Genomic DNA, 12389 nt, shown 5'->3' with positions numbered 1-12389 from the left:
TACGCCGCGGCGCGGGTCACGGTTCGATCAGGCCGGCGCGGATGGCGTAGCGGGTGAGGGCGAGACGGTCGCGCAGGCCGAGCTTCTGGAGCATGTTGGCGCGGTGCCGATCGACGGTCTTGGTGCTGATGACGAGCGTCTCGGCGATCTCACGGGTCGAGTGACCCTCCGCCACCAGTTTGAGCACCTCCTCCTCGCGGGGCGTCAGGATGGCGTCGGGCAGGGAACGGCCCTGGCGCTCCAATTGCAGATAGTCGCGGACCAGCGCCGTCACCGCGCCCGGATACAGGAACGACTCACCGCGCATGGTGGCCCGGCACGCCTCGATCGGATCGCGGTCGGCCACCGATTTCAGGACGTATCCGGACGCGCCCGCCTTCAACGACTCGAAGAAATACTGCTCGTTGTCGTACATCGACAGCATCAGGATGCGGGCGGTGGAATCGGTGCGGGTGATCTCGCGGGCCGCCTGGATGCCGGTCATGCGCGGCATCGCGATATCGAGAATCACCAGATCGACCGGCGTCTCGGCGAGAGCGGCGACCGCGTCGAATCCATCGGCCGCTTCCGCGACCACCGTCAGATCCGGTTCGTTGTCCAGGATCATGCGCAGCCCGCTGCGCACCAGGGCGTGATCGTCGGCCAGCAGGATGCGGGTCGGCCCGGGCACGTCAGCTGTCCTTCCCGGCGCGGTCCACCGGAATCACCAGTCGCACCTCGGTCCCGCCCCGCGCGGGTGAGTCGACGGTCAGTGCCCCGTTCACCAGCAGCGCGCGTTCGCCCATCCCGCGAATACCGGCACCGTCGATGACCGCGCCGCCGCGCCCGTCGTCGGTGATCCGCACGGTGACCGCGTCGGCGTCGGCGGTCAATCGCAGCGCCACCGCGTCGGCTCCGGCGTGCCGCAGCACATTGGTCAGACTCTCCTGCGCGATCCGATAGCAGACCAATTCCACATCGGGATCCAGGCGCGGCAGATCGGGATCGATATCGCGCGCGACGGTGATCCCCGCGGTACGCGCGAATTCGTGACACAGCGCGTTGATCGCGCTCGGGAGACCGAGATCCTCCAGTACGTCCGGCCGCAGCCGTCGGGCGATTCCGCGCACCTCGTCCAGGCACGCGCGCACGGTTTCCTGTGCGTCGCATACCTGTTCGCGCAACGGTTCGGGCGCACGATCCACCACACCTTTGAGCCGAAGCAGCGCGACGGTCAGGCTCTGGCCGATCTCGTCGTGCAGTTCGCGCGCGATGCGCTGACGCTCACCCTCCTGCGCCGCCAGCGCCGCCGCCCCCGCGACCGACCGTTCCGATTCGAGCCGGTCCAGCATCGCGTTGAACGTTTCGATGAGGTCGTTGAGATCGCCGTTACCGCTGCGGTCGACCCGGTTCGCCGGATGCGGCGGATCCACCCGGCGCATCGAGGCGATCAACGCGTCCAGCGGCGCGAGACTCGACCGGAGCAGGAAGGCGTTCGCGGCCAGGATGACGGCCAGCCCGATCACCAGCACCGGCAACTCGGTCAGTCGCACGCGCGCCGACACCGTCGCCGGTGACAGCGCGAGCACCAGCGTCCCGAGGGCGAAGACGAGGCCGTTGATCACGCACACCCGGCGGAACAGCGCGTGCACGGGTGTGCGGCCACGCCGACCCCACCGCTTCCGTGGCGCCGCGAGCGTCGTCATGAATCCAGCATGGCCGCATCGCCGCCGCGCTGTCCATGGGGCCCGATACCCATTCGGTCGCGGCTCGCGCGCGGGTGCGCCCCGGCGGAATGGGTGCCGCGGCCGATACCCCCGACGTGCGCGAGGTCCGAGACTGGGGCACGACGCCGAAGACGCGCGGCGGTGAAAGGAGTTTCGCGAATGGATATCGACCGGACAACAGTCCCAGGCGCCGGTGTGCTCTTCCACCTTCGCACCCCCGAGGGCGCGCATTTCGCGTTGCTGCTGGAAACCGGCGGCACCCGTCGCCTGCTGCTCTACGGCGAGTCCGACGAGCCGATCGCCGATATCGCGCTGCGCGCCGAGGACGCCGACCGGCTCGCCGACCTCCTGCGCAGCCGCTCGGTCGGCGATCGGCTGACCCGGGTGGAACGACGCCTGGATCTGCTCACCCGCGACCGCCGTGGGACCGCGTCCGCGCACCGGTGACCTCGGATTTCCCCGATACCGTTACCCCTTGTGGCGAAAGGTGATTCGGGCCGATCCGAACTTGTCGGTGCCCGCGTCTACCTTCCTCCGCATGACCACTCAGGCTTATTCCTACGCCGCCCCCTCCGGCCTTTCCGACGGGCGGCTCGGCCTCGCGACATCGGGCGGGGTGAGCACCGAGGGCGCGGTCGCCCACCCCCGGTTCTTCAGCGGCCTGCTCACTCGCGGCGATGTGGCGGCGGCGGGTCTGCTCGCCCTCGCCGACGTCGCGCAGACCAGGTACTACCAGCCGAAGCCGACGTCCATGCGCGACCCGGTGGTCACCTGCAACGGCGACCGGTTGCGGATGGAATCGTTCTCCGCGTGCGCGGGGGTCTACGCCAGGCTCGACGTGCTGTCGGAGGCACTCGACGGTGAGGTCACCGCGCGCGGCACCACCAACGTCGACGTGAACGGCCCACTGCGCGAAGCACTCGCGCGTGTCGGCGGGTCCGATCCGTTGCACCTCGCCGTCGGCGCCGACGAACTCGTCGTCACCACGCTCGACGGCGCGACGGTGGAGAAGAAGGTGCCGCTGCCGGAGCGCTGGCTGCGTTCCTTCGCCGAGGTCCAGGCCATCGTCTCCGGTTTCGACCTGCGCGCGGAATTGTCCGCCGCCGAGGCCGTGCGATTCCTGCGCGGACTGCCCCGAGGCGGCGGCCACCTGTGGGTCCAGCCGTCCGGACGGAGCCTGCGGCCCACCGCAAGACCCGCGCCCGGCGCACTCTGCCTGGCGGGCGCCGAACGGCTGACGACCCTGTTGCCCCTGCTGCGCTTCGCCACCGGGCTGCGGCTGTACGGCCCCGCCGTCACCGCGAACTCGGGTCCGGTCGCCTCCGTGTGGGAACTCGAATTGCCCGGCATGCGTTACGTTCTCACGCTTTCCCCCGAGGATCGGCGCGGGTTCTCCGGCGAAGGGGCCGTGCTGGAATCCCTGATCAGCGACCAGACCGCCGAGGACGCCGAAGTCGTCGCCGCGTCGCTGTCCTTCGAACCGCGCCTGGACCCGGCCGACCTCGCCGACCGCGCCCGGCTGCCCATCGCCCGGGTGCGCGCCGCCCTCACCCAACTCGGCACGGGCGGCAAAGTCGGTTACGACACCGCCGAAGCCGCCTTCTTCCACCGTGAACTGCCCTACGACGTCGAGCGCGTCGCCGCGATGAACCCGCGATTGCGCGCCGCGCGCGCCCTCGCCGAACAGGGCGCGGTGCGCCTCGGCGACGGCGGGGTCGCCGCCGTGACCTCCGGCGAACACGTCTATCACGTGCGCGTGGAGAACGGATCGTGCACCTGCGCCTGGTGGATCGACCACCGGGGCGGACGCGGCCCGTGCAAACACGTACTGGCCACCCGCCTGCACGCCGGAAGGCAGGCGTGACGATGAGTGTCTGGGAGGAGATGCGCACCCGCGTCCGGACCGGGAATTCGGCCGGAGTCGCGATGCTCGCGGCGAGGATCGACGAGGCGGATCGCAAGGAGGTGGCCGCCGCACTTCCCGCCTATCTGCGCGAGTGCGCGCCACTGGATTGGAACGACCTGCGGACCATGCCGCTTCGGGTGGCGGGCGCGGGCTGCCTCGGCGGCGCGGCCGCCGTCGCCGCCTGGCTCACGCGTCGGGATCTGCGCTCGGTGAGCGACACCGACGGCATCGCCGCGCATGTGCTGAGGGCGGTCTCCCATCGGCCCCCCGCCTGGCGACTGGACCTGGCGCGGCGGTTGTCCGATCGGCTGCGCTCGGCCGATTTCATCGGCTGGCGGCCCGATTACATGAGCTGGGAGGTTGCCGCGGGGTTGTTCCTGGAAGCGGAGCAGGCCCCGCCCGCGACCGACGCGTTCGTCCTCGGCTGGTTGAGCAGGCGCGTCTCCACCCCGCCGAGCGAAGACGCGCTCTTCGCGACGATGGCCCCCGCGATCTTCGAGGCGGACGGGGTGGCGGAATACCTCTCGCGGTTCGCGGGCACGGATTATGTTCCCGGCCGGGCGAATCCGATGGACTCCCTGATCACCGGCCTGTTCGAGACCATGAAACGCGACGATCTGCTCGACCGCTGCCTGCGGCGTTTCCTGCGCGGTGGCAAGGCGCGTGACCTCGCGTGGTTCGTCGACCTGCACGATCTGCTCGCTCCCACACCGCAGGAGGCGGCCGCGCGGGTGCGTGACTACCTCCGGTTGCTGCCCGCCTCGGCGTCGACCGTCGCCGACGTGGCCTTCACCCAGGTGCGCGCCGTGGACGAGGCCGAACCGCTGGCGCCGGAGATCTTCCGGGAGGCGGCGCAGGCTCTGCTGTTCCGTTCCGAACGCCGCATCGCCAACGCCGCGCTGTCGTGGTTGGACCGCACCGCCGCGAGCCGGGACCGGCTGGGAATGTCGATCGAACTGGCGGCCGGGGTGTTCGGGCACGAACATTCCGAGATCCGCGAGCGCGCCGTCCGGATCGTCACCAAGCGCGTGAAATCCGCCGATCCGCTCACCGCCGAGACGGTCCGGCGGTCCGCGTCGATCCTGCCGTCGACCGAACGGAGCGCGATCGCCGCCGCCTACGGTGCCGTGGAGGCGGACACGATCGAGGTCCCGGTACTGGCTCCCGTCGTGCCGCGCGAGCTCGATCCACCCATCACCTCGTCCGCCGAATTGCGCGAGGCGATCATCGAGGAGTACCACGGCTGGGATCCGGCCTGGCCCGAGGTGGAACGGCTCATGGCGGGACTGGTCGCCCACGGCCCCGCCGCGATCGATGAACTGCGGCTCGATATCGACCGGTACAGCGGGTTCTACCATCCGGAAGGTAACGACATCCTGCTGAACGCACTGCTGGCCGGGTCGCCGCGTCCGGTCGACGACGTGCTCGAATCCGCGCCCGCCCCCGATGCCCTGTTCCGGCGCCGGTTCCGGGAGGCCGCCGACCTGCTCGGCGGTCCGGCGCTGCTCGCGACGCCGACGAGCGCCACCGGTCACCTCGATCCCGAGATCTTCGCCGCGCGCCTGCGCGCCTGGGAAGCGGCGGGCAGGCAGCCGGGCCGTTTCGATCTGGAGCAGGCCCTGCTCCGCCTGCCGCTGGACGGAGATCGGCGTCTGCTCGACGGCCTCGTCTCACCCGCCGCCGCGACGGCCCGCGCGTGGATGTCGGCGGACGGCCCCGGCCCCGTCGACCTGTCCTACCGCCTCGCGAAGATCAAGGCCTGGGGTCCTGATCACTGGGATCGCAGACGCGCCGACGACCGGGTCACCCGCCTGGTGGTGACCGGAACCTGCGCGTCCGATCTGGACTCGGCGTCCCGGCTCTTCACGTTGGACACCTCCCGCAAGGGATCCGACACCTTCGAATGGTCGGCCCGATGGTGGCCGTCGGTGCTGCCCTCGCACCGCGAGGTGATCGCCGCGCACCTGCTCGACCAAGCGGCCTGCTGGCCGACGGGTGAGTACGAACAGGACGGCACCATCCTCGCGCTGTCGGAGGCGACCGGTGCGACCGACCGGGCGACGGCGACCGTCCTGCTGTACGCGCTGGCCTCACGGCGAGCGATCGACCGGGCCGCCGCCCTGGACGCCCTGCTCTCCCTCGCCGCTCAGAACGCGCTCCCGGCCGCCGAACTCGGCCATCACCTCGGTGTGTTCATCGGCACCGGCGACATAATCCTCGGCCGCGTGGTGCCCTCGCTCACCGAGGCGGTACGGGCCGGGGCCCACCTGTGGCCCCTCTTCACCGCCGCCATCACCTCCCTGCTCCCCACACCGGACACCGCGCCACCCACGGGAATGGCCGACCTGCTGGCCGCGGCGAGCGAAGCGGCCGACCTGCACCGGATCCGAGGCGCGATACCCGCGCTGACGGTGTGGACGCCCAAATCACGCTCGACTCGTGTTGCGAAGGAGGCCGCCCGCCTGGACACCCTCCTGACCGGCCCCTGACCGGGTGCACCAGGCACGGCCCGGCACACTGCCTCTATCGACTGCCGACAACCGTGACCGAGGACGTCCGGTCCGCTACCACCACCCGGTGATGGCTCCGATCTGGCGTCCGAGTTCGGGAGCCAGCGAGCGGGCGTAGCTGGCGGTGAGGTGGTGTTCGTCGCGGTAGATCAGGACATTGCCTTCCACCACCAGGCAGCGGTCGGGTCGGCACACCGAATCCGAGAGGTCGATCGGGAAGATGTTCGGATGACTCGCACCGGCCGCGATCGCCGGATTCACCGGGTCCAGCACCACCGCGCGGTCGACCCCGCAACTCTGGGCGGTGCCGTGCCCGCCGAGGCAGTCGATCGCGCGGTACAGCACTCCGTCGCGGCGCAGACGGGGCGTATCGCGCATCGCCAGCACATTGAGGCCGCGTTCGCCCAGTTCCGACCACACCGCCGCGAATTCGGCGGGTACTTCGTCACCCGCGCCTTCGACGCGGTAGTAGGTCGCGAGGGTGAAGACCCAGTCCGGTCTGGTCTCGGCCAGTCGGTCGATCACCTCGACCGACCACTCCCGGCATTCGGGCCACGGCGAGTCGTAGTACACGGGCTGGTCGACGAGGGTGAGCGGACACCCTTCCTTGAGGTAGGTGACGATCCGCAGACCGTGGTCGCGGGCGAGGATCTCGAAGGCGGGAATCCAGTGTTCGGAATGCGAGCCGCCGACCACCGCGATGGTGCGTTCGGCGGCCGGGTCGCCGTAGACGCAGCTGCGCACCTCTCGGTCCGGTGTGATGCAGCCGTCGCGCGTCGGCGGCGGCGAGTCGGCCCAGCCCTCGAGTACCGTCGGGCGCATCGGAGCCGGTTCGAAGGCGACACCGGGCACCAGCGCCGCACCGCCGGGATACTTCTCCAATTTCAGCTCGGCGGGCGGCCTCGCCGGATTCGCGCGCAGGATGACCTGCCAGGTCACCGTCGAGCCCAGTACCGCCACCGCCATGATCGAGACCGCGGTGGTGAGCGAACGTCGCACGGTGGCGGAATAGTCGTCGGCGCCCGCCGGACGACGTAGTGGCGTTTCGACCAGTCGCTGCGTGACCACGGCCAGGACCAGCGCCGCCGCGATGACGACGAGACCGTCGGTGAGTCCGGCCGACGGCGCCCCGTATTCGGACAGGTAGAAGATCAGGATCGGCCAATGCCACAGGTAGAAGGCGTAGGCCACCGATCCGAGGCCCGCGAACACCCTGGTGCCGAGCAACCGGTTCACCCAGGGCCGTTGCACCGGTTCGGCGTTCATGCCCGCCACGATCAGCGCCACGGCCGACAGCACCGGATACAGGGCGGTGGGGCCGGGGAATTCGGTCGCGCCGTCGATCAGCACCCCGCAGGTCAGCACCCCGGCGATCCCGGCCATCGCCAGCAGCGTCCGCACCACTCGCGGCAGCCGGATCCAGGGCGCCGCGCCCGCCAGTACGGCGCCCGCGAGCAGTTCCCACATCCGGGCGCCGGTGTCGTAGTAGGTCCACGGCTGGTGCCGCTGCGCCCCGTCGGCCGCGTACCAGAACGACAGCGCCGCGCCCGCGACGAGCAGCACCGTCAAACCGATCCGCCACCGGTCGCGCGTCGAACCGCGCGCGATCCACGCCCACACGGCGACGACGAGCAGTATCGCCAGGTAGAACTGCCCCTGCACCGACATCGACCACAGATGTTGCAGCGGACTCACCGACGGATTCGGCGCCAGGTAATCCAGTTCGGCCCTGGCGAGGAACCAGTTCTGCACGTAGAACGTCGAGGCCAGCGTCTGGATCGAGATATTGCCCCACTGGGTGTACGGCCTGGCCGCCACGGTCGCGATCACGACGGCCGCCAGTACCACCACCAGCGCGGGCGTCAGTCTGCGGGCGGTTCGGCGCAAGGTCGCCCCGATGCCGGGGCCGCCCGTCGTCGCGCTGCGGCGCAACAGCATTCCGGTGAAAAGGAACCCGGACAGCACCAGGAAGATGTCGACGCCACCGGACACCCGGCCCATCCACACGTGGAACCCGACCACGAGCGCGATCGCGATACCGCGCAATCCGTCCAGGTCGTCGCGATAGTCCGGAATATCCTGCGAGACCCGATGTCCCGGTGGATCCAGGGAGGTCGCCGACTCCGGGACGATCGCGCTACCGCGAGTGGCCGCGTCCGGGGATACCGGTACCACGCTGCTCCTTTCCGACCCTCGCGCCGATCCTGGCCGCGAGTCGCCGGCCGGTGAGCGCCGGGTAGTCGAACAGTAAAGATGCCGCAAACGGCGCTCGATGGCAAAACGACTGCGCTCGCACCGGTCTCGCGCCGATCGCGGCGCCGTACGCGTGCGCGCGTACCGGAGTCGACGCCGCTGGGCCGATGACGGGGTGGGTGTCCGGATTCCAGAATTGCTGACGAACGGTGTGCCAGACGCCGCACGACGAGGGGAATTCGCGATGACCGCGCAACTGACAGCCAACCGACCGGTGATCCGACTCCGGCTCCCGCGCCGCGCGCACCGGGGGATCCTGGTCGTCCACACCCTCAGCTCGGTGGCCTGGCTCGGCGTCACGCTGGCGATGCTGACGCTCGCCGTCTCGGCCGTCGCCACCGGTGACGACACCCTCACCAGAGCGGCCTACCGGGCCGACGATCTGGTGGGTGATCTGCTCATCGTCCCGCTCGGTCTGACGGCGCTGGTCTCGGGCGTGCTGCTCGGCGTCGGCAGCAAATGGGGGCTGCTGCGGTACTGGTGGGTGATCGTGAAACTTTTGCTGACCATCGGCGGGCTGACCGCGTCGCTGACCGTGCTGCGCGGCCATCTCGACGACGCAGCCGCGATCTCGGCGGACCCGGCCTCGACCGGTTTCGATCGCCTTCCGGTCACCCTCGCGGTGGCGCTCGCCGTGGCCTCGGCGACCTACACGCTGTGCACGGTGATCTCGGTGCTCAAGCCGTGGGGGCGTCGTACCACGCGGTCCTGACTCGGACCCACGGTCGAATCCTGCGGGCAATGTGACCGCAATGTCGCGCAACTACTTTGGCTGAACCGGCCAGCAGTGCTCGACATTCGGAGGAATGCAGATGCCCGATACCAGCACGCCCCGATTCCTGCAGGGCGCCTTCGTCTTCGAAGGCAAGGGCTTGGACAATCCGCTGCCGCTGGACCCGACGCTGCGTTACGTGGTGCCCCCGGGCGCGATCATCCAGCCGGTGTACTTCCGCGGCGGCAACAGCACCGACGACATGATCTCGGTACTGCTCATGCGCGACGGCAGCCCCATGCGGTACTTCCCGATCGCCGCGAAGGGCGCGACCCACGTCTCGTTGCGCGTGGTGGAGGACCTGCTCGCCGATACCGTCCTCGAACTGTTCGTCGCCGCCCCGGCCGGGGTCGACGGCACCGTGATCGTCGACCTCGGTCTCGTCGAGATCTGAGTCGTGGGAAGGACCGTGCGATGACCGCTACCATGACCGCATCCGGCACCGGCAACGGCGCGTCACCGACGGCGAAAGCCCGTCTGGTGGTCGTCGGCAACGGGATGGCCGGGGTGCGCGCCATCGAGGAGATCCTCTCGCGCGACGGACGGGAGATGTTCGACATCACCGTCTTCGGCGACGAACCCTACGGCAACTACAACCGCATCCTGCTGTCCAATGTGCTCGCCGGATCGGAGGGCACCGACGAGATCTTCCTGAACCCGCTCGACTGGTACACCGACAACGATATCGACCTGCGGGCAGGCGGCCGCGTGGTCCGCATCGACCGTTTCGCCCGGGTGGTCCAGGCCGACGACGGCACCACGCTGCACTACGACCGGCTGATCCTCGCCACCGGCAGTCGGTCGTTCTTCCCGCCCATGGACGGCATGTGGGCCGACGACAGAACGCTCACGGCGGGCATCTTCGGATTCCGCAGCCTCGACGACTGCACCGCGATGATCGATTACGCGGCGGGGCGGAAGAAGGCGGTCGTCATCGGCGGCGGTCTGCTCGGACTGGAGGCGGCGCGCGGCCTCCAGCACCGCGGCCTCGAGGTCGACGTCGTGCATTCGGCGATGACGCTCATGAACGCCCAGCTGGACACGGCGGCGGGCGAGATCGTCCGCAGGTCGGTCGAGAATCTGGGGATCCGGGTCCGTACCGGACAGAGCACCAAACGCGTGCTCTCCCGCGACGGCCAGATCACCGGCGTCGCCTTCGCCGACGGCACCGAGATCCCCTGCGACATGCTCGTCGTCTCCGCGGGGATCAGGCCGAACGTCGGTCTGGCCCAGCGCGCGGGCCTGACCGTCGAGCGCGCCATCGTCGTCGACGACCACATGCGCTCGATCGACGCCGACGACATCTACGTCGTCGGCGAATGCGCCCAGCACCGCGGACAGGTCTACGGCCTGGTCGCCCCGCTCTGGGACCAGGCCAAAGTGCTCGCCGACCATCTCACCGGCGCCGACCGCCGCGCGGCCTATCACGGTTCCAGGATGGCGACCAAGCTGAAGGTCGCCGGGGTCGACGTGGCGGCGATGGGGCTCAAGGCGCCCGAACATCCCGACGACGAGTTCGTCCAGTTCTCCGAGCCCAAACACGGCGTCTACAAGACCATCGTGGTGCGCGACGGCAAACTCGTCGGCGCCACCCTCGTCGGCGACGTCCGCAAGGTCGCGTTCCTGACCCAGGCGTTCGACCGCGGCCTGCCGCTGCCCGAGGAGCGCATCTCGCTGATGTTCGATATCGGCACCCCGGACGTGGAGGTCGGCGTCGCGGAACTGGCCGACGACACCCAGGTCTGCAATTGCAACGGCGTCAGCAAGGCCACGCTGGTCGGCTGCGTACAGGGCGGCCAGCAGACGGTGGCGGGCGTGATGGCCGCGACCAAGGCGGGCAAGGGATGCGGATCGTGCAAAAGCCTCGTCGCCCAGATCGTGGAATGGGCGGCGGGCGGCGAGATCGCCGAGGATCCGTCGGCGCGCTGGTACGTGCCCGGCGTCCCCTACGAGAAACCGGAACTGATGCGGCTGATCAGGGAGCTCCGATTGCATTCGGTCTCTTCGGTTTTCGCCGCACTCGCCCCCGACGGCCGCGAGGACGCCAATTCCAAGATGGGACTGGCCTCGCTGTTGCAGATGATGTGGTCCGATGAATTCATCGACGAACGCGACGCCCGGTTCGTCAACGATCGGGTGCACGCCAATATCCAACGCGACGGCACGTTCTCGGTGGTGCCGCAGATGAAGGGCGGGGTCACCGATTCCGCCCAGTTGCGCAAGATCGCCGACGTCGCCGACAAATTCGCGGTCCCGATGATCAAGGTGACCGGCGGGCAGCGCATCGATCTGCTCGGTGTGCGCAAAGAGGATCTGCCCGACGTCTGGGCCGATCTCGACATGCCGTCGGGTTTCGCCTACGGCAAGAGTTTCCGCACCGTGAAAACCTGTGTGGGATCGGACTTCTGCCGCTACGGGGTCGGCGATTCCACCGCGCTCGGCATCGCGCTCGAACAGCGATTCCAGGGTATCGCCGGTCCGGGGAAGATGAAACTGGCCGTCACCGGCTGCCCGCGCAACTGCGCCGAAGCGCTGTGCAAGGACCTCGGCGTCGTCGCCGTCGACGGTGGACGCTGGGAGATCTACGTCGGCGGCGCGGCGGGCGCGCATATCCGCAAGGGCGACCTGCTCGCCACCGTCGATGCCCCGGAACGTGTCATCGAACTGGCCGGACGTTTCCTCCAGTACTACCGCGAACAGGCCAACTGGCTCGAACGGACCTACGCCTGGGTGCCGCGTGTCGGCATCGACGTGATCCGCGCGGTCGTCGTCGAGGATCGCGACGGCGACGCGGCCCGCCTCGACGCCGAGATGCAGAAGGCGGTCGAGGCCTACCGCGACCCGTGGAAGGATGGCGAAGAACCCAGCACCCCTGGACAATTCCGCACCTCGCTGCCGCTGACGGTGCTGCCTCAGGTGCCGATCCGATGACCGGCGACATCGTCGGGCATCTGGACGAGATCCCGGTCGGCGAGGGCCGCGCGTACGCCGTCGACGGAACGCAGGTCGCCGTCTACCGGCTGCGCGACGGCACCGTGCGCGCCCTCGACGCGGTCTGCCCGCATCTGGGCGGCCCGCTCGCCGACGGACTGGCCGACAACCACGTCGTCGTGTGCCCGCTGCACGGCCGCGCCTTCGACCTGGCCACCGGGGCGGAGACCGGCGGCGGCCCGGGGGTGTGCGCGTATCGGGCGACGGTGGACACCGACGGCGCCATCCGCGTCGCGGGCGTCACCTGACTC

At 69.7% G+C, this 12389-nt stretch carries 10 protein-coding genes; 7 read left to right on the top strand and 3 right to left on the bottom strand.

What is annotated here, in order from left to right:
* Window positions 1–16: 16 nt before the first annotated feature.
* Window positions 17–670, bottom strand: coding sequence for a response regulator (locus tag JZ792_RS06145; RefSeq protein WP_216907734.1), 654 nt, complete (start codon window positions 668–670; stop codon window positions 17–19).
* 1 nt (window position 671) lies between these two features.
* Window positions 672–1685 (bottom strand): sensor histidine kinase, encoded by a 1014-nt coding sequence (locus tag JZ792_RS06140; RefSeq protein WP_216907732.1) that lies wholly within the window; start codon window positions 1683–1685, stop codon window positions 672–674.
* Window positions 1686–1865: 180 nt separating this feature from the next.
* Between JZ792_RS06140 and JZ792_RS06135 the strand changes: the two genes are divergently transcribed.
* The 3 genes from JZ792_RS06135 to JZ792_RS06125 all read left to right on the top strand — a co-directional run bounded on the left by JZ792_RS06135 (window position 1866) and on the right by JZ792_RS06125 (window position 6101).
* Window positions 1866–2153, top strand: coding sequence for a cation:proton antiporter regulatory subunit (locus JZ792_RS06135; RefSeq protein WP_216907730.1), 288 nt, complete (start codon window positions 1866–1868; stop codon window positions 2151–2153).
* A gap of 91 nt (window positions 2154–2244) precedes the next feature.
* Window positions 2245–3570, top strand: a complete 1326-nt coding sequence (locus JZ792_RS06130) for an SWIM zinc finger family protein (protein WP_216907728.1) — start codon at window positions 2245–2247, stop codon at window positions 3568–3570.
* A gap of 2 nt (window positions 3571–3572) precedes the next feature.
* Window positions 3573–6101, top strand: a complete 2529-nt coding sequence (locus JZ792_RS06125; RefSeq protein ID WP_216907726.1) for a DUF6493 family protein — start codon at window positions 3573–3575, stop codon at window positions 6099–6101.
* Between the two features lie 75 nt (window positions 6102–6176).
* Here the strand turns inward: JZ792_RS06125 and JZ792_RS06120 are convergent, their stop codons facing one another.
* On the bottom strand, window positions 6177–8297 hold the full coding sequence (locus tag JZ792_RS06120; protein ID WP_216907724.1) for an acyltransferase family protein: 2121 nt from the start codon (window positions 8295–8297) through the stop codon (window positions 6177–6179).
* A gap of 262 nt (window positions 8298–8559) precedes the next feature.
* Here JZ792_RS06120 and JZ792_RS06115 point away from each other — a divergent pair, with 262 nt between their 5' ends.
* The 4 genes from JZ792_RS06115 to JZ792_RS06100 all read left to right on the top strand — a co-directional run bounded on the left by JZ792_RS06115 (window position 8560) and on the right by JZ792_RS06100 (window position 12386).
* On the top strand, window positions 8560–9087 hold the full coding sequence (locus JZ792_RS06115; protein WP_216907722.1) for a hypothetical protein: 528 nt from the start codon (window positions 8560–8562) through the stop codon (window positions 9085–9087).
* Window positions 9088–9187: 100 nt separating this feature from the next.
* Window positions 9188–9541 (top strand): molybdopterin oxidoreductase, encoded by a 354-nt coding sequence (locus JZ792_RS06110; protein ID WP_216907720.1) that lies wholly within the window; start codon window positions 9188–9190, stop codon window positions 9539–9541.
* A 20-nt stretch (window positions 9542–9561) separates the two neighbouring features.
* Window positions 9562–12078, top strand: coding sequence for a nitrite reductase large subunit NirB (nirB, locus tag JZ792_RS06105; RefSeq protein WP_438804296.1), 2517 nt, complete (start codon window positions 9562–9564; stop codon window positions 12076–12078).
* A complete protein-coding gene (locus JZ792_RS06100) occupies window positions 12075–12386 on the top strand; it encodes a Rieske (2Fe-2S) protein (protein WP_216907718.1) in 312 nt (103 codons plus the stop codon). The genes nirB and JZ792_RS06100 overlap by 4 nt, the downstream gene beginning before the upstream one ends.
* The last annotated feature ends 3 nt before the right edge of the window (window positions 12387–12389 follow it).

Source organism: Nocardia noduli, from assembly GCF_019038455.1.
Classification (GTDB): domain Bacteria; phylum Actinomycetota; class Actinomycetes; order Mycobacteriales; family Mycobacteriaceae; genus Nocardia; species Nocardia noduli.
The sequence above is the reverse complement of the archived record's forward strand: the minus strand, read 5'-3'. Positions and strand labels throughout refer to the sequence as shown.